The sequence below is a fragment of the Catenibacterium sp. GCM10023432 genome, assembly GCF_042651925.1.
GTDB classification, from domain to species: Bacteria; Bacillota_I; Bacilli_A; order Erysipelotrichales; family Coprobacillaceae; genus Catenibacterium; species Catenibacterium mitsuoka.
In genome coordinates this window covers 1-19,080 of record NZ_JBHSEB010000010.1, presented here as the reverse complement: position 1 = coordinate 19,080, position 19,080 = coordinate 1, and the positions used below count along the sequence as shown (strand labels likewise).

At 30.9% G+C, this 19,080-nt stretch carries 20 protein-coding genes; all 20 read right to left on the bottom strand.

The features are described from left to right. Nucleotides 1-21 precede the first annotated feature (21 nt). The 20 genes from ACFOZZ_RS02685 to ACFOZZ_RS02590 all read right to left on the bottom strand — a co-directional run bounded on the left by ACFOZZ_RS02685 (nt 22) and on the right by ACFOZZ_RS02590 (nt 19,003). Nucleotides 22-957, bottom strand: a complete 936-nt coding sequence (locus ACFOZZ_RS02685; protein WP_376814644.1) for a glycosyltransferase family 2 protein — start codon at nt 955-957, stop codon at nt 22-24. Nucleotides 958-1,096: 139 nt separating this feature from the next. Continuing rightward, nucleotides 1,097-2,095 carry a glycosyltransferase family 2 protein gene (locus ACFOZZ_RS02680; RefSeq protein WP_376814643.1) on the bottom strand — a complete coding sequence of 333 codons (999 nt, stop codon included), beginning with the start codon at nt 2,093-2,095 and terminating at the stop codon, nt 1,097-1,099. A 130-nt stretch (nt 2,096-2,225) separates the two neighbouring features. Then, nucleotides 2,226-2,918 carry a hypothetical protein gene (locus ACFOZZ_RS02675; RefSeq protein ID WP_376814642.1) on the bottom strand — a complete coding sequence of 231 codons (693 nt, stop codon included), beginning with the start codon at nt 2,916-2,918 and terminating at the stop codon, nt 2,226-2,228. Between the two features lie 81 nt (nt 2,919-2,999). Then, nucleotides 3,000-3,242, bottom strand: a complete 243-nt coding sequence (locus tag ACFOZZ_RS02670) for a transposase-like zinc-binding domain-containing protein (protein ID WP_376814641.1) — start codon at nt 3,240-3,242, stop codon at nt 3,000-3,002. Nucleotides 3,243-3,394: 152 nt separating this feature from the next. Then, nucleotides 3,395-4,402: a glycosyltransferase gene (locus ACFOZZ_RS02665; protein WP_376814640.1), complete on the bottom strand. Its 1,008-nt coding sequence runs from the start codon at nt 4,400-4,402 to the stop codon at nt 3,395-3,397. A gap of 28 nt (nt 4,403-4,430) precedes the next feature. Continuing rightward, nucleotides 4,431-5,630, bottom strand: a complete 1,200-nt coding sequence (locus ACFOZZ_RS02660; RefSeq protein ID WP_376814639.1) for a glycosyltransferase — start codon at nt 5,628-5,630, stop codon at nt 4,431-4,433. A gap of 12 nt (nt 5,631-5,642) precedes the next feature. Further along, nucleotides 5,643-6,338, bottom strand: a complete 696-nt coding sequence (locus ACFOZZ_RS02655) for a glycosyltransferase family 32 protein (RefSeq protein ID WP_376814638.1) — start codon at nt 6,336-6,338, stop codon at nt 5,643-5,645. A gap of 38 nt (nt 6,339-6,376) precedes the next feature. Then, the gene (locus tag ACFOZZ_RS02650) at nt 6,377-7,258 is read right to left on the bottom strand and encodes a glycosyltransferase family 2 protein (protein WP_376814637.1); all 882 of its coding nucleotides are present in this window, start codon (nt 7,256-7,258) and stop codon (nt 6,377-6,379) included. Between the two features lie 5 nt (nt 7,259-7,263). After that, the gene (locus ACFOZZ_RS02645) at nt 7,264-8,379 is read right to left on the bottom strand and encodes a glycosyltransferase family 1 protein (protein ID WP_376814636.1); all 1,116 of its coding nucleotides are present in this window, start codon (nt 8,377-8,379) and stop codon (nt 7,264-7,266) included. Beyond that, entirely contained in the window at nt 8,379-9,482 is a 1,104-nt protein-coding gene (locus tag ACFOZZ_RS02640) for an EpsG family protein (RefSeq protein ID WP_376814635.1), read from the bottom strand. Before ACFOZZ_RS02640 ends, ACFOZZ_RS02645 begins: the two co-directional genes overlap by 1 nt. A gap of 15 nt (nt 9,483-9,497) precedes the next feature. Then, nucleotides 9,498-10,598 (bottom strand): glycosyltransferase family 4 protein, encoded by a 1,101-nt coding sequence (locus ACFOZZ_RS02635; RefSeq protein WP_376814634.1) that lies wholly within the window; start codon nt 10,596-10,598, stop codon nt 9,498-9,500. Continuing rightward, complete coding sequence (locus tag ACFOZZ_RS02630; RefSeq protein WP_006505026.1) at nt 10,570-11,175, bottom strand: sugar transferase; 606 nt, start codon at nt 11,173-11,175, stop codon at nt 10,570-10,572. Before ACFOZZ_RS02630 ends, ACFOZZ_RS02635 begins: the two co-directional genes overlap by 29 nt. 3 nt (nt 11,176-11,178) lie before the next feature. Beyond that, nucleotides 11,179-12,606, bottom strand: a complete 1,428-nt coding sequence (locus tag ACFOZZ_RS02625) for a polysaccharide biosynthesis tyrosine autokinase (RefSeq protein WP_286696905.1) — start codon at nt 12,604-12,606, stop codon at nt 11,179-11,181. Then, nucleotides 12,606-13,997 carry a polysaccharide biosynthesis tyrosine autokinase gene (locus tag ACFOZZ_RS02620; protein WP_376814633.1) on the bottom strand — a complete coding sequence of 464 codons (1,392 nt, stop codon included), beginning with the start codon at nt 13,995-13,997 and terminating at the stop codon, nt 12,606-12,608. Before ACFOZZ_RS02620 ends, ACFOZZ_RS02625 begins: the two co-directional genes overlap by 1 nt. A gap of 11 nt (nt 13,998-14,008) precedes the next feature. Next, nucleotides 14,009-14,836, bottom strand: coding sequence for a hypothetical protein (locus ACFOZZ_RS02615; RefSeq protein WP_376814632.1), 828 nt, complete (start codon nt 14,834-14,836; stop codon nt 14,009-14,011). After that, nucleotides 14,833-15,552, bottom strand: coding sequence for a tyrosine-protein phosphatase (locus ACFOZZ_RS02610; protein WP_286696901.1), 720 nt, complete (start codon nt 15,550-15,552; stop codon nt 14,833-14,835). Before ACFOZZ_RS02610 ends, ACFOZZ_RS02615 begins: the two co-directional genes overlap by 4 nt. Nucleotides 15,553-15,665: 113 nt before the next feature. Further along, nucleotides 15,666-16,094, bottom strand: coding sequence for a S24/S26 family peptidase (locus tag ACFOZZ_RS02605; RefSeq protein ID WP_006505021.1), 429 nt, complete (start codon nt 16,092-16,094; stop codon nt 15,666-15,668). Further along, nucleotides 16,091-16,948: a metallophosphoesterase gene (locus ACFOZZ_RS02600; protein WP_055235052.1), complete on the bottom strand. Its 858-nt coding sequence runs from the start codon at nt 16,946-16,948 to the stop codon at nt 16,091-16,093. Before ACFOZZ_RS02600 ends, ACFOZZ_RS02605 begins: the two co-directional genes overlap by 4 nt. Further along, entirely contained in the window at nt 16,948-17,787 is an 840-nt protein-coding gene (locus ACFOZZ_RS02595; protein WP_376814631.1) for a hypothetical protein, read from the bottom strand. The genes ACFOZZ_RS02600 and ACFOZZ_RS02595 overlap by 1 nt, the downstream gene beginning before the upstream one ends. 97 nt (nt 17,788-17,884) lie before the next feature. Continuing rightward, nucleotides 17,885-19,003, bottom strand: a complete 1,119-nt coding sequence (locus ACFOZZ_RS02590; RefSeq protein WP_055289746.1) for a radical SAM protein — start codon at nt 19,001-19,003, stop codon at nt 17,885-17,887. Nucleotides 19,004-19,080 lie beyond the last annotated feature (77 nt).

Sequence of the window (19,080 nt, the reverse complement as noted above, 5' to 3'; positions counted from 1 at the left end):
CTCCCTTTTTGTATAAAATAATTAAAATCTGATTATTTTTTTATTTATGTAACCAATTCTTAAGCAAAATAATCCAAATAAAACTTTCTCTTTCACCGAAAAAAAATTGTTTTCTAAAATTCTACGGTAATATTTCCTATATAATTTTAAACACTCATTAAAAAAAGAATTCTCAATTTTGTTTTTAATTAACATTGAATTAATATACTGATACAAATGAGATAAAGTTATATATTCACATTTTTTTGATAATTGATGATTTTCTTGTATAAAATCCATTATAAAAGTTGTTGCATTAATAATATCTAAAGACGGTGTTTTCATAAAATGATTCATTGTACTATCAGAATTTTGAATATAGTGATATGCAACTGACTCAATACATTTTATATTTCTTGCATTTGAAAAAGCTTTAATATTAAAAATTATATCTTCGTATGTTTTCATGATTGGAAACTTAACACTTTCTAATATTTGCTTTCTAAACAATTTGGCATATGGTCCAGAATTTATTTCTATTCTGGATAATAAATAGTTCAAAGCTTCTGTTGCATCTAAATTTCTATTTCTAGGATTAAACTCAAAAAGTTCTTTGCCACATTCATTTTCGACAATTACTTTACATATAGAAATATCTGCTTTATTGCATCCTTTATATAGCTCGTACAAATAATTTGAGTCTATTTTGTCATCGGCATCCAAAAAAGTTATAAATTCTCCTTTAGCTTCTTTAATACCCAAATTACGAGCAGATGATACTCCTCTATTAGATTGTGATAAATATCTAATTCTCTTATCTTGTTTTTGAGCTTCTTTGCATATTAATTCAGAACAATCAATACTTCCATCATTTATTAATAATAATTCATAGTCAGTATATGTTTGTTCTTTTATAGAAGATAACATTCTATTCAAGTATTTTTCTGCATTGTATATTGGAATTATTATACTAATCATTTTAATATCCTCCAAAACATAAATAATAATATTTTTTTATCCAATTAAATTGAAAAATTTAGAATCTCTATTTTTACAAGTATTGATAGCTTAAGTAAAACTTAAATATACTTTCATCATGCAAAAATATATTTTTTAATCATACAAGTTTTTTCAGATTTCTCAATACATCATAAGACTGAAGAATTGCTTTAATCATATTTAATTTTTTCCTTTTTATTAAGAATAAAATTAGATTTTGCATTAAATTATTATTAATATTGATAATAATATCATTTTTATCAATCAATTCGAACAATTGTTTGATTTTAATATCAATTTCATTTCTATTAGAATGAAAAATAATAAAATATACATAACTAGTAATTCTAGAATCAATGATCTTTTTATTATTACCATTATAACTATTCATTATTTTTAAAAAATCACGATATCTTAGATTAATCTTTAATTGTGTAAAATAATCAATTTTATCGTCTTCTTTAGTTGAATTGTTTTCACTTTCTTGTAAATAACCATAAAAGCAATCATCATCAAAATATATAGTTTTCACTTTAGGATATAATTTTAGATAAAAATCAAAATCCTCAGCGAGAGTGATACTTGTGTCGAACAAATAATTACCAATAAGATCTCTTCGTAGAATTTTACCACAGCTAAAGCCAAAAATTCCTGTACTAAGCTGTATCTTTGCAAAATTAGGCATTATTTTTTTAAAACTATATTTTCCATTCAGCGATGTATTTATATATTCTACTTTTGAATTATTTTCCCATATCTTTTTCATGGTAACTATTGCGATATCTACACTATTCTGTTCAATATCCCTAACCAATTTTAATAAATAGTCACTTTCTATAGAATCATCCGCATCAATAAAAGTTATATATTTTCCTTTAGATTTTTTTAAACCTACATTTCTTGCATCAGACACTCCTGAATTATGTTTATGTATAGTAATAAATCTATCATCATTTTCAGAATAATTATCACAAATTAACTGAGATCCATCAGTTGATCCATCATCTACTAAAATACATTCAAAATCTTTAAATTCTTGTCTTTTAATACTATCTAATATATTACCTAAATATTTACTTTTATTATAAATGGGCATAATTATACTTAATTTACACATAATAATTCTCCATATTGTTTATAAAAACTGTAATTACAATTCTTTTCTAAAATTTTAATTAAAATCGCTCTTTTTAAGTAAGTTGTTGCTTTAGGTTATCTTATTCATCAAAAATACCATAATGATATTCTTAATAGGCTTCCTTAAGTGAAATAGGCATAGGTGTAGATCTTACCATTTCATTACTGAAAGCCTCGGTATCTATAATCATTCTAAGAATCTCAGAAGCCATTTCCTTTTTCTTGAATATATACTCAGCCTGCTTCTTAAGAAGTAGAAAATCCAGATAACCTTGTATATATCTGGTCCCAACTCCTTTTGTTATCTGTATCATTAAACTCACTTCTGTCATCATCTCGCTGACTGAACCTAAAGATTTTCCGCCATCAGTAAGATATCTCTTCTCTAAGGGAGATGTCTTTATCTTATTGTTTACTGCTTCAAGATAGTTGGCAAACTGCTGTATGCTTGCCTTTGAATCTGATATGAACTCTTCAACATCTTTAAAGTAGTCTTTTTTCGCTTTATATTTATCGAATGACTCACTCCCAAGACCTGATACCTGCATCATCATATGATCATTTTCATCTGTAGCACATACAATGGCAACCTTATGATGAGATATTCCTCTATATGCAGCCTGCTTACCTCTTTTCTTTGAGTATCTGGGCATATTCTGAGGGCGTGTTCCCTTTAGGCTGATGCTTTTATACTGTGTATCTATTTCAGCTTCATAGAATAATTTCTGATGACCCATGTTTTCAGATGCTGCATGATAAAGTTTATGGCACATATAGAAGCAGGTAGTCTTGCTTGTTCCCAAGACTTGTACTTCATCTTCTAGAGTTATCTTATATAGTTCTAGTTCAATGAAGTGAAGCCACTGTTCCAAAGTGAAATGAGATCAGTAGAATAAGGTATTAGTTCTATCACTAAAAGATTTGTGACAGTCAAGACAGATATATCTCTGGTGCCTGTTCTTGTCCTTTCCATTCTTCTTGAAATGAAGGGAACCACATATAGGGAATGCCTTATGAGATGGATCAATGTTTTCATCATCCTGTTCATATAATGATTCAATAAGCTTATTTACATAATCCTTATCCTTAGATTTTAAATAGTTTTTTAATTGAATTTCAGTTATCATAGCACTCACCTAACCCTTTAAAATCATTTTACAACTATTTTAAAAAATCATGAATTGAGTTATGGGGCTATAAAGTAGAAAATCAGGTGTTAAGTAAAATTTAATGATCTAGCAGCAACATTTTTCTTAAACTTAGCGATTAAAATTAATATTTAATATTTTGATTCATATTTCCTAATTAATAAAGAGAGTCCAATTCTATACTTATACATATAAGTAATAATTTTTAATTTAGTAGATATTAATAATTTTGATATGTTTACTCTTTTAAACAAATCTACTATATCCTTATCATTTAAAAGATTATTTAAATAATTAATTTTTTGTTTTTTATCAAATTCTTTATAGTATAAAATATCTCCGGCATAATTATATAAAAAAAGCAAGAGCATTATATCTATTTGTTTTGTAAACTGTTTATCATCACAAAAAAAATCTTTAGATTTAAAAAATAACATCTTATAATCTTTCCACTTATCTATTTTAAAAGTATGGCTTGCAGATTCATTATTCATCCAATAATGATAATAATACTCACCTTTCATATAATAAAAAGATTTCGCATTGTATAACAACTGAGCTCCAAACAAAAGATCTTCAGAATATCTAACACCTTCAATATATCTAATATTAGAAGCTACTTCTCTTTTAAATAAAATTAAACAATTGGATATTGTTGCAGGATATTCTACATTCTCCATCATTAATAAATGTGGATAGTATTCTTCTTTTAATTGATTATAATTGTAAAACCCTGCTCTTATATCATGAGTATATGGTTTTTGTATAACTCCATCATCTTTAACACAGTCACACATAACAACATCACAATTATATTCTGTGACTTTTTCCATCATCTTCTCATACATAAGAGGTTCTAAAAAATCATCACTATCTACAAATGTAACATAATCACCTGTACAAATATCGAGTCCCTTATTTCTAGCAACTGATACACCTGCATTATCTTGATGAATTACTTTTATTCTTGAATCTTTAATTGCATATTCATCGCAAATCTCACCACTCATATCTCTAGAGCCATCATCTATAAGAATAATTTCTAAATTAGAGTATGTTTGAGATAAAATAGAGTCTAAACAGCGTTTAATATACTTTTCTACTTGATAAACAGGGATAATAACACTTATCTTGTTCATAATTCACTCCCCTTATTAAAATCAATCTTCAATCAATCAAACAAATTAAATCATTAACAGAATCATAATTACTATAATCTGATTTATATGTATTTTCGGAAATAGTATGCAGCAACTCTTTTTTAGTTAAAGCATTATAAATACCATGAGCACATTCATTATTCTCTAAAGGAACTATCACACCATCATATCCATCCTTCAACTGACTCTTTGCAGTCGGGTAATTCGTAATAATAACTGGTTTATGAAGCGATTGTGCTTCTATAACACTTACACATTTACCTTCATATCTAGAAGGCTGAACATAAACATCACATGCTTTAATATATGGGTAAGGATTAGACTTCTTACCTAAGAGTATTACATAATCTTCCATGTTACATTCTTTAATACTCTTTTTAATTCTTTCTTCATCTCCACCATATCCTATTATATACCACTTTACTTTTAATCCTAATTCTAGAATCTTTTTACAGATAAACGGTACATTATCAAAGTTCTTTGCTTCACAATATCTACCTATTGATAATAACTTAATAGAGCCATCATCTAGCATTTCCTTATTTACATCAAAAGCAACTGATTGTTCGTTTATAAGTTTTATTGGTAAAACATTAGGAATTTCTATAATTTTATCCTTTAAACTTGGAAATATATTTAAAAAGTTAATAGTTACATCGTTAGAAATAGAAGCAATATAATCATAATTTTTCCACATATTCAATTGAGATTTTATATCAGATTGAATATGTCCATAATCAGTATGAATCCAAGCAATTTTCTTCTTAGCATTAACTTTATGAGTAACAATATAGTGAGGAATAATAAAACTAATTGCTAAATCGTAGTAAACATCAGAATTAATAAAAGGAAGTTCTTTATATGTATATTTATAACTATACTCTATTGGAACGTCAGTATCTGTAAATTTGTGTTTTTTAACATATCTACTAGATTTAATTTTAGCATATAGTCTTCTTAAAGTAAGAGAAAAGTAACCTTCTTTTATAGTATCAATCATTGGTCGCCCATAAATAGTATAAGGTCCTACTTCAGGCAATAGATTTACATCTTTTGGAATATAATCCAATAATTCTCCCTCATGTCTTAAAAGAAATAAATCTACATCATATTTTGAATAATCAAAAGCTTCTAACAAACCTATTAAACTTTTTTCTACACCGCCAAGAAACATAGCATGAGATACAATTATGATTTTCTTTTTCAAAGTTATAACCTCCTAATGTTTCTTATGGAAAAAGTCTGTTCCTAATAGCCTATGTAAAGGTTTAGTAAGAGTACTTCTAATAATGGTCTTTTTATCCATCCAACTTTTAGCATACCAGTGAATAGAATATGTGTTATTTGTTTTATTTAATCTTCCTGTCGGATCATCATAAGGATTAAAATAATCAGATGGATAAACTGTACAATCATCTAATTCTTGTAATTCTCCATTAAGTTGTAACCCTAATTTAACTAAAGCTTGAGTATTTAAGATAGGACATCCAATTATTTCTTTAGTACCATCTAATAAATGATTATACTCATCTAACAACGATTTTACTGCTAAATTATGAGCTTCAGCACCAAACCCTAATCCTGATGCCACATAATTTTTATTTTCAAAAGCAAAATAAGCTTTGTTAGTGAGCAAATCATCTAAAGATTTTATTACCTCTACATCAAGGTCTAAATATATACCACCTTGCTCGTATATTATTTTTAATCTTGCATAATCACTTAAAAAAGCATATTTCTTTTCCTTATAAACTTTTTGTGTATATTTATTCTGATTAATGTTAAAATTAGTCTCATTCCATTCTATTATTTCATAGTCTGGACAATATTTTTTCCAAGATTGGATACATTTTTTTGCTTTAGATGATAATTCTCCATGACCAAACCAACAATAATGTATTTTTTTTGGAATCATATAAACACACCCCTCTTTTTTTAATATAGTTAACACATTTATAATTCAGATTTCTTTAAGCAAATTCTTTTTAAAATAAATCCAGGTAATACACATACTACTGTTAAAAGTTTTTTAGGAGACTCTTTAATATAGTGTTTATTACCTGCCAATTGACTTTCTGCACAATAATGAATAGTATCTATAATTAATCTCTTTGTAGAGGTAGGATACCTCATGCATACCTTTCTCCAAAATGCAAATCCTCTTGGGTTCTTTACATATTGTTTCCACATAGTCGCAGTAGAACCATCAGCCTGATACTCTACATTACATAATACTTCGTTTAATACAGCTAGCTTATACTCCTGATCTATTAATCTATATTTATAAGCTGTTGAAACATACTTTTCTCCTTCAAACACAGGATAAGGAGGATATTTATTAATAATATCAGTTCTATATACTAGTTTCTTATCACCAGCACCACCATTGGCATAATATCCACATAAAGTAGTTTCTTTTAAACCTTCTGGAAAACCTTTCCCTATAATATTACCTTCTAGATCTGCATCTAAACCAATAATACCTGCATAACCTAAATCTTTAACTTCTTCCCACTTATTAAGAATCTTATTAATACCATCTTCAGCTAAACAATCATCAGAATCGATACATACATTAAGTAATGTATCGATATGTTCATAAGCCACATTATGTGCAGTATGCATACCACCATTCTCTTTATGAATATATCGAATCTCAAAACCATTATCTTTAGACATCCATTCTTTAACTAGTTCCTGTGTATTATCACTAGAACCATCATCTACTATTAGCCATATAAAATCTTTATTACTCTGTTTTAATAAAGATTCATATGTTCTACCTAGAGTATGTGCTCTGTTATACGCAGGAGTAAATACTGTTAATAGTGGCATATATTCTATTCCTCCCCTAATGCTTTTTTATACAAATCAATATAAAAGTTTTCTAACCATTTCGCATTTTCTACTATATCAAAACCAGATTTTTTAATTTCTTCATAAGTATCTCTACGTGTAATACGACTTAATTCATATACTTTATCAGACCATACATTAACTGAATCATCTAAATTTAACTGATATACTAAATCTGTTTTCTTACATTCAATAGGTACCTTATCAGAAATAAGACAAGGTAAACCTGCAGCCTGTGCTTCTATAATAGAAACTGGTAAACCTTCATATAATGAAGGAAATAAGAATATATCCATCGCCTGTAATAACTCATTTACATCACTTCTTAGACCAGTAAATATTACATAATCTTCTAGTCCTAAAGTTCTTACTTTATCTTTAATAGAAGCTTTTAATTCCCCTTCACCCACTAACATAAGATAACTATTAGGATGATCTTTATGGAATTGATTAAAAATATCTATTATAAAAGTGTGATTCTTTGGATTCATAAATCTTCCTACATGTCCTATCACAAAAGAATCATTTGGAATATGAAATTCTTCTCTAATACTGTCTCTAGCTATAAAGTTAAAAGAATATGCTTTTGCATCAATCGCATTATTTAATACTTTAAAATCATCTGAATTAAACATCCATTTACCCGCTTGTTCTCCACATGCAAATAAATAGTTCGCATTTTTCGTAATACTTCTTTTAAAAATCAGTTTTAAAGGGTACTTCATATCTTTAGTCTGATTACTAGAATGTGCGTGTGCTATTCTATAAGGTACATGACATTTCTTTGCCTCCTTTAAAGGAGTACCTGACATACAGTCAAGATGCGAATGAACAACTTTATACTCTTTATGATTATTGAAAAATTCATCTAACTCTTTTTTATATGATGAACTGATAGGATTTAGTTTCGAAAGGTGATAAATTTGACCACCTAAAGATAATATTTCTTCATCATAATCTGCTTCAAAATCTCTATGAGTCAAAAAATCAAACTGAACTTTTGAATGATCTATATGACGATAATAGTTCATCAACATCGTTTCTAAACCACCACGCCCCATATAGGTCACTACCTGTAATATTCTTATAGGATATTTCATTATAAATACCCCCATGCAAAATGCATTTGATAATAGAAAAACAAGAAATAACATCCAAACATTATGAGTTTTACTAAAACAGCTGATTTTTTTTCAAACATATGATTAATAAGCCATGGTAATAAAATATACCCAGTTAAAGATGTATAGATAGGTAAACGACCAAAATAAATACCTGATGTTACTGCAGATATTGCATATAATGCAGTTGTGATAACTGAACAGTTAACACATAAATTAATTAAAGGATCATTTGCCTCATCAATATATCTCTTTCCTACAATAGATAGTAATAAAGGTACAGAATATACAATAACTCTTAAAATATTTGTCCCAGTTTTATTCTGCATGATTTCATTGGTCATGATATCACTATACTGCGTTTCTTTTAATGCATCCTCTAAGAATGAAGTAAATTCATTGACTCCAACTAATACTATTAAAGTTAAAAATATCAAAAACATTGTTTTCTTATTAAACGCCTTACCTTGGATAATAAAAATAATTGGTATCATTATGAGTGCAGTTTGGTGTATTGTAGAAAGTAATAAAATAACTATAATTGTTTTAAAATACTCTTTCTTAAGAATCCATCCAAGACAGGCAAATATTCCACATACCGCAATAAACTGTCTCATACCATTATGCATATAAGACAAATAATCAGTAGATACAATAAATAAGAAAATACTCATCCAATAGTCAGATGAATATTTTCTATATGTTTTCATAATACAAAATAGTTGAAAAGCTGCAATCGCTAGAAAGAATACGACGCTAGAACTACTTATAAAAATCTTAAACAAACTATTTAAGACATAAAAACCAGTGTCTTTTGTTTGTGATGCTGCGTAAGCTGGCAAAGCTGATAATGAATCTTCCGCTGTATAAAAAGACATTCTATAAACTTCAGTATCTCCTATTCCTGCTCTATATCCAGCCCATACAATATAGGGTACTACTAAAAGAAAGGCACTAAACTTACCCCATCTATATTCACTCTTACCTTCTACTGTTACTAATGTTTTAGATATAACTACATTTAAGAATAGTCCTACAGTTAATAACCATATAAGTAACATCCAATAGTTTCTTAGTACCATTCATTTTCCCCCTTCTTAAAGCTTTAATGCATCTATTGTTTCTTTTACTACTTGTTTCTTATCAAACTCACGTTCCATCTTACTTCTACCCTGTTTTCCCATTTCTTCTCTTTGACTAGAAGTGAGATGTAACATATCTTTCATCTTTTCATATAAATCATCCGAATTCTTAACCTCTGTTAAGTATCCTGTAATCTTATCATCCACTGCTTCCTGACAACCTGGAATATGACTTGTAATTAAAGGTCTACCAGTACAAGCACCTTCTAATAAGACATTACTCATGCCTTCATGATAAGAAGGCAATACAATTGCATCACTCGAAGAATAGAATGGTCTAGGATCAGACTGGAACCCATGGAATTTCACAATTCCAAGTTTTTCTAATTCTTCTACCTGATCTTTATATTCATCCTCAAAGAATCCTACTAAATCTAATATAAAAGATTCATTATCTTCTTTAAGTCTTCTAATACTGCTGAATAGTTCATCTATACCCTTTTCCTTCATAATTCTACCTAAGTATAAGAAATGAAATGTATCATTAGAAGGATATGGTACATAGCTGAACTTATCTAAGCTAATACCTGCACCATGTAATACAGTAATGTGATCACGTTTTAATATATTTCTATTAATAAATTCCTGTGCATTTGTTTCATTTTCAAAGAATACTGTTCTTGCTTTCTTTAATGCCATCTTATAAAGCATAGTGACAAACATCGCAATCTTCTTAGACTGGAATGCAGTACCTAAGCCTTGTACATTGGCACAATAAGGAATACCCATACTTCTACATACTAATCCTGCATAAATATTAGGCTTAATAGAGTAAGTAATCACTAAATCAGGTAATTCTTCTTTCATGAGTCTCTTATACGTATGAAGAAGCTTTAAATCAGTTTTAGGATTCATTCCTCTTCTATCTATAGGTGTATCAATACATTTGATACCCATGGCTTTAAAGTCTTCTTCATGACCTACAAAAGGCATTGAGAGAACAACTTCATGTTCCTTCATTAATGCTTGTATCAGTTCCTTACGGAACTGATACAGCATATAGGAATGATTTGTGATAATCAGTATTTTAGTCTTTGTTAAGAGATCCTGTGCCACCTTCAACCACTCCTTCATGTTTTAGCACAGATGTGATAGTGCCAAAGAAGCACTTAACATCTAATAAGAATCCTAGATGGTCTACATAGTAGCCATCTAGTTTTGCTTTTGTTGTAATTTCTAATTCGTCACGTCCATGAATCTGTGCCCAGCCAGTTAAGCCGGGTCTTACATCGTTGGCATGATATTCATCACGTAAGGCAATGAGATCATCCTGATTCCATAAGGCAGGACGAGGACCAATGACAGCCATCTGCCCTAGAAGAATATTGAATAACTGTGGTAATTCATCTAGGGATGTTTTTCTTAAGAAATGTCCTGCCTTTGTAATAAAGGCATCAGGATCATCTAATAAGTGTGTAGGCATATCATGTGGTGTATCTACATACATTGTTCTAAATTTATAGATAGAGAAATAAGTTTTATCCTTCCCGATTCTCTTCTGTTTAAAAAGAACAGGTCCTTTAGAGTCTACTTTAATCCAGATACTTAAGATAATAAGTAAAGGAGATAAGACAATAATGCCACATAGACTCATAAAGAAATCGAGTATTCTTTTAACCCCATTTTTATACATATCTTACCTCTTCCCATAACCATATCCATAGCCATAGCCGTATCCATAGCCATAGCCATAACCACTCGATGATTCAGTTGTAAAGAATGTGTTCTTATAACCATTCAATACAGCACCTAGAACATTTGGCAAAGTATCATGTAATTCATCTACAGAATCTAAGATATCAGCTGCAGTAGCATGATCCTGTTTCACTACTACAATAGCACTATCAGCCTGTTTTGCAACTAATAAAGCATCCTGCATCATGAATAGAGGTGGTACATCTAGAATAATATAATCATAATGCTTTCTAAGTTCTTCAATTAAGATAGAAAGTCTAGGTCTTGATAATTCTGTTGCACCATCCATTGAAATATCACTACCAAATATAACATCAATATCATCCATATGGACAATACAATCTTCTAATGAAATAAGTGAATCATTTAAGAAATCTAATGAAGTACGTTTAATATTCGCATACTTCATAGTCTTTTCTACTGAAGGGTTTCTTAAGTCTAAGTCTACAAGACATACTTTATAACCCTTCTGTCCTAATGAAATAGCACTATTGACAGACACTAATGTTTTACCTTCATTAGGTACAGTACTCGTAAACATAAAGACTGACTGATCTTTAGCTTTATGAGCCTGTTCCATCTTAATTCTAATGTTATGGAATGCATGTCTGAATCCAGATTTCATACCTGGAGAATTAAGTAATAGACTTGCGCCAGTCTTTTTACGTCTATCATAGCCTTCTACAAAAGGAATCTTCGCAATATAATCCATACCAAGGATATTTCTAATATCATTCTTATCTAGAATAGTATTTCTAAAGATAGAGGCAATAATTAAGAATAGAATACTTACCGCAAGACCTAAAATACCACCATTCATAGCTGCCTTGATATAGTCTGGATTTGCATCAGGACTCTTAGGCATATTAGGATTATCTAATAATGTGATTGTTACATCGTCCATTACATTCGCTGTAACGTTATCATAGTTATTGACAACACAAGTAGCTACATTATAAGCATCCTTAGGATTACTTGCAGTCACTTTTAAAGTAACGAGGTTTGTTCCTTCAGTCTGAGTTGTAGTAATTGTGGCAGGTACTGACTGCACATGTAATACATCCTTAATAACATTCTGCATCTCATTACTAGTAAGTAATGAATTGAATGTAGGAATCAATGAGTTTGTAGATTCTCCATTCTTAGAGTCTGCATAGTAATAGACATCCTCCTGGCTCGTAGAAGGGACAAAGACCGCTTCACTTGTATAAGTTGTATTAAAGAAAAGTACTTCTTTCATTTCAAATGCGAGTATTCCAATCAATAGAAATAATACAACATATTTCCATAAACGGCGGAAAGCACGGAAGAAACGGTCAAAATACTTCATTAAATCTATTTTCTGTACATCTGAACTTGTTTGATCCATTATTCTCCCCCCTTAGTTCTATATCTGTTATATCCATATCTATAACCATAAGTACCACGCATTGTACCTGGTTCATAAACTCTACTGTTGAATACAATACCTACTACGTTATTCTTAACATAAGTTAAACGTGAAATAGTTTCATTGATCATGTCTTTTTCAGCATAATCCTGTCTTACAATAAATAATGTTGCATCCATCATTTCATTGATAGTCATTGGTTCATTTAATAAGTAAGCAGGGCTGACATCGACAATGACATAATCATATTCTTCTTCTAGTTCTTCTACGATAGCTTTTAAACGATTGCTTCCCGTCAATTTTTCAGAATTCTTTAAGTCCTGCTGACAAGGTAATAAGTCTAAACCTGGATGATCTAAAGTAACAACCTGAGACTTCCAATGGGCTTTTCCTTCAATCGCATTATTTAAGCTTGTATTTGTCTTTAATTCAAAAATCTTATTTAATGAAGGTTTTCTAAAGTCCATATCAACTAAAATAGTCTTATGACCATTCTTTGCAAGTGCTAAGGCTAAGTTAGCACCTACACTTGATTTACCTTCATTTTCATGAGCACTCGTAATCATGAAAGAAGTATAACCATGTTTCTGACTTGATGCTTCTACTTTACTTCTTAACTTATTAATAGATTCTCTATAGAAGAAACTTGTCTTAAGTGAAGTAATAAGAATAGCTTTTCTGTTCTTCTTGAAAGGATTTCTTTTCTTCTTTTTTTCAAAAGGAATTCTTGCATATAATCTTGCATTTAACTTCTGTTTAACTTCCTTATCACTCTTCACTGTATCTCTAAAGAAGTAATATAAAGCGAGAATAAATACGAGTACAGCACCACTTACTAATGCACCCTTCATAAAGTTACCCTTATGACTGTTGTAGTTGACTGGTGCAGTAGAGAAGCTGCTTTCATCTAATATATTGATTGCATATGGGAAATTATAACGCTGTGTACTTCCTGCATACCATTCAGTTAAATACCCAATCGCATAATAAGCTTCCTTCTTCGTACCTGCAGTCACATTAAATTTAATAATATTTGCCTGCTGTGTACTAATAGTTGCTGTATATGTAGTAGATGGGATATCCATCTTCTTCTTTACATAGGCACGCGCATTTTTACTATTCATTAAGTAGTTCAAAGTACTTACATAACTCTGAATCTTATCTAGATTCTTAAATGTATCTCCCCCACTACCTAATGTGGCAGTCATAGTAGAACCATATTGAGGTACATAGTTGACTGTCTTTACGACATCAAACATACTCCCACAGATAAACATAACTGCAAGAATAAGTACCCATCTATGAAATACATCATCAATAATACAACTTATAACGGAAAGGAGATCTTCATTCTGTTTATTGTTTTCCATATATATCCCCCTTACTGTTCCACAATGACAACAAGTTTAGTTAAACCATAGTCGTCATTGGCTGTCTTCACTCTATAAATAAATTCATACATACCAGGTGTATTAGGATCATAGTCCGTATTAATAGTCACCTGATTCTTTAAGCTAGAATAATCCATCTTATCCATCATAATAGACTGGATATGACTCTTTGCATTCACCTTTGTACCTACCTTAACTCTCATTAAATAAGTATCCAGATTAATTGTCACTGTCTGTTCCTTATTAGTCTGGTACGCCTTTAATGTAAGCTTTGTTTCAGTTCCTGTACTATCACTTACCGCAAACGCAACATAATGATCATCATTCTCTGTATATTCTCTTAATACCTTAACACGAGAACTAATATCACCATCTACACAGCTATAAGCACTCACATAATCACCAAACTGTGCTTTAGAACTAATCCATGAATACACGAGTGCACTATTTAAGTTGATCTGTGGTGCAATATAGTCTTTATACTGGATCTGTCTCGTTACTGTTGTATAGTTATCATCCTTATCAAAGACACCTAAAGTAACGATTCTTGTATTACCTTCTCCAAAAGAACTCATATTCTGTACAAACACTTTCTTAGTAATATCCCCATCTTCCTTATCTGTGGCCTTAATACCCTTTAATAGTGCTTTAGTTGTCTTCTTCTCATCAGCACTTGCCTTAATCTTTAAAGTGCCTGTAGGTACCTTAATGACAGGTGATTCCCCTTTTTGAGGCTTATGGTTATCATAATAAATGAAACCAAAATATAAAGCCGCAATCACTAGGAATATGATTCCGTTTCTGACCTTATTGTTCATACCTTTCCCCCGTTTAATAATTTCTCTGGATTCTCATTGAAGATTCTCTTCGCATAAGAACTACCAAAATAAGTCTTTACCTTCTCAAATGATTCATACATGGCAGGATATCTGTTACGCAGGTTATGTGCATCACTTCCTACTAAATGTATCAATCTTCTATCCAACAAGTCATATACTGTATCTTTGACTATAGAACCATAGTCTCCAAGTATTGACCCTTTATTCATCTGTAGATAGCCACCCATCTCTATAATGCGTGGTGCAAGTTCTGTATTTGTCTGGAATGCTTCAAAACGTTCCGGATGTGCAATAACAGGTATACATCCCTTTTCAAGCACACTTTCTACTGCTTCAAGAATAACATCCTCATTGACATCAAAATAGAATTCTACTAATAAGTATTTTGTATCTGCAAGAGTTGTAATATCCTTGAAATGTTTTTCAAAAGATTCCTTAGAACTATATAAGAACTCACATCCTAGATGTAGTTTAATAGGAATACCTACATCCCATACTATATTTCTAAACTCTTCAAAAAGATTTTCTATCTTTTCTCTAGGATTATCAAAACCATATGCATAGGCAAGATGTGGCGTTAAGATGATTTCTTCTGTACCATCTCTATAAGCCTGATCTAACATCTCTAGACTCATGTCTACACTCTTAGAACCATCGTCTACGAGAGGAAGAATATGACTATGTATATCAATCATAAGTTCACCCCTTTGTACATTTAGTGTACAGTATAACATCTTTTCACACATTTTGGGAGTTTTGACAACACTTAATGCACGAATAGAGTAAAAATTACACTAAATTCTTATTTTTACTTGTATAATCTCATAATCAGATGCCTGAAAGGTATCAAATGTAACCAAATCTTCTCAAAAAATACCCACCAGAAGTCTCCTTCAGTAATCTTTTTATCTTTTCTATATACTGTATGTATGATTCCAAACACTTGTTTAGGGTCCACAGGACCTTCCATATCTGTCTGATTATCACCAATAATATATAACATGCCCTTCTTTATATGATGTATTCTATGCATCACATACTGTCCATTCTCTCTTTGGAAGAAAACGATATCTCCCTTCTTAAAAGGTTCAACAGGCTTAGATATAATGACACTATCACGCATATGAATCAAGAAAGGATTCATAGAACTACCTGTGACAGTAAAACGTACATCTTTGCCCTGATTTATTAAATCTATTAATACAGGCATATATTCATTTATATCTACTATTTTCATCTTAATGTGATCTGAACGATTTCTGCTGGATTATTCATCCTAGGCATTGCTTCTCCAGAACTACTCACCCCTCTTGTAATAATCATATTATTAATACCTAACCTATATAAACCATAATCATACTTAGGAAACCATCCCTGCTCAGGTGCATACAGCCCCTTGCCATTAGGAAGAATAATCTGTCCTCCATGGACATGACCACTTAATATAAGTCCTACATTCCACATATAGGCATCTGCATAGATAAAGGTATCTGGTCTATGACATAACATAATACGATAACTGTCTGTCTTATTAAATGTGCTTAAGTAACGATAGACATGATTATTATGCATGGACTTTTTACTTATACCCCCATCTTCATTACTGAAGGCATAATCATATAGACCACCTACTCTTATGCTATTACCTTTCACTGTTATGTCTTCATAACTTTCATCTAAGAAGTGTACACCCGTACTTTTAATATTCTCTATCTGGAAAGCATGATGACTATAATACTCCAACTCATGGTTTCCATAACTCATATAAACAGGTGCTATACCCACTAATGAATGTAAGAAATCAAGTGTACTTTGATCACTCTTAGATTCATTATCAATAATATCCCCTACACACATAATCAAATCAGGCTTTAACTTCTTAATCTTATTTATAACCTGTTTCTTAATCTTTGTATGATTATCATGAACATCCGCTATCATGACAATATTAACAGGGCTATGAATCTTATCTGATTTCATTGTGTATTGTGTCACATCAATCGTGTAATAAGACTCATACACTAAATAACCACTTCCTAACACAATACACATACATAACATCACAATACAGCTTATAACCTTCTTCTTCATTATAAGACCTTCTCTAGAGTTTCTACAGCTTCCTTAGAAATAGTACATCCTAGATGATAGAAAGGCACATTGTCTATTAAATCCTGTAATAAATCCATAGACTTAAGTACACTACTCTTATCCCATCTATTCACTGTGAGCTGACTATAGGCTTCCTTAAAAGCAGCTATAGGACTTAATTTCTCTATCTTATTTTCTTTTTCCTGAGATAACATCACAACACACTTAATAGGGACATTCTTATTATGACATACACCACTAGACCCACATACAGGCCACCCATGGGCTGTCCATACACCATCATCCTTCATAAGTAATCCCTTATCACCATTCACTACGTGGGATCCTTTATATTCTTCCCATAATGTCGCCTGTGTTGTCTTACCTGTACCACTAGGTGCTGAGAAGAGTATTGCATAATCCTTATACTGCATATAACTGCAATGAAGCACTAATGCATCCTTCTCTAATAACTTCTTCTCTAAAGAGAAGAAAGAACAGAAGAAGGGATCTACATACAATTCTCCTAAAGTATCTTTTAGAATAATAGATCTTGCACTATGAGATGTTAATTCTTGATACACTCCATAATACCAATCACTCCCTTTGATACCTAAATATCTTGTTTCTAACCCATCACAATCAAGGATTAATAACTCATCCCTTTGAGAGACTACTTTCCCTTCTATTTGTGGTAGTGTCTCACTTACTATAAACTCATATGTATATTCAGGTTCTTCCTGACTTTCAAATATCTGAAAGTTAGGAGGAATCTTTATTAACTTCTCATCATAGATCAACTTAAATGTGAAAGTGCCAATCGTATATATACATTCCATAATTACTCCTCTCCGATAGTTATTGCCATTCTACCATAATATTTTATATATTTGTAGAGAACTTATGCATAAGGACAAAAAGAAGTAAGATTAATTCTTACTTCTCGAAATCCTTCTTCATTCTCTTATATTCTTCATAAAGTGTTTCTGTATAGGTACACATATATTCTGGTTTACCCATATAGCTGCCAGATTCTAACAAATGACTTGCAGCACATGTACGACAAATAGGCTTTAATTTACATACAGAACATCCAGAATATAACCTGATCTTTGAACACCCATCAGAAACAGTCTCCCAGGCCTTTTTAAAGCCCACCTCAAAGACATTTGCGGTAGGTGCAGTTAAAATAACACATGGATGCATTTCACCCTGCCAGTTTACTGTATAAGAACATCTTCCAGCCAGACATTCCATTTGTCCTTCCTGTTCTTCACCAATCACTCTATCTTCTACTAACTTAAGCTGTTTATTCACATACTCTTCGACATGATCAATAGAATCAATCTTATCTAAATTATGAGCGAAAGTAAGAGCTGCATCTTCTGGTGCAAGTCTTGCCTGTTGATTATAAGGTAGCTTTCTTTCACGTGTTGCAGGAAGCATATATGTATCAAATGAAATTGGAATATCCATATCAGTGACCATCTTTAATACATCTCCTGCATCCTTCTGGTTATTCTTTGCAAGAGAGAAACCTACTCTTACAGGAATATCTGCTTCCTGTAACATCTTAATAGAATTCATAACCTTATCATAACCATTCTTATAATGGCATAATCTTTCATATGTCTCATTACTAGAACCATATAAAGTAATATTAATACGTCTAGGCATATGCTGTTTAAAGAATTCTACCCATGATTCATCTATTAATGTTGCATTCGTATTAATTGTAATAACGATACCCATCTTTTTAAGACCTAAATAGATTTCTTTAAAATCAGGATGTAGTAATGGTTCTCCACCAGTAAGTAATAAGAATAGTGTTCCATTCTCTACCATCTGTTTCCCTATTTCTAACCATTCTTTACCAGTATGAATTCTTCCTCCTGCTTCTTCTAACTGTTTATGAGTTAAATGAACATAACACATATCACAGTTCATATTGCATAGAGGTAATAGTTCTATACTACCGTTGGCAGGTGATTTCACACTTGCAGCCTTATGAATAAGCATTCTTTCGACGGTATTGGCATCTTCCATTGGTTCCATATAATTCTCCCCTCGTATAATATGTACGTAATCAGTTAATGAATTCTATCGATTCATTATTGATTGTACATTCTAAT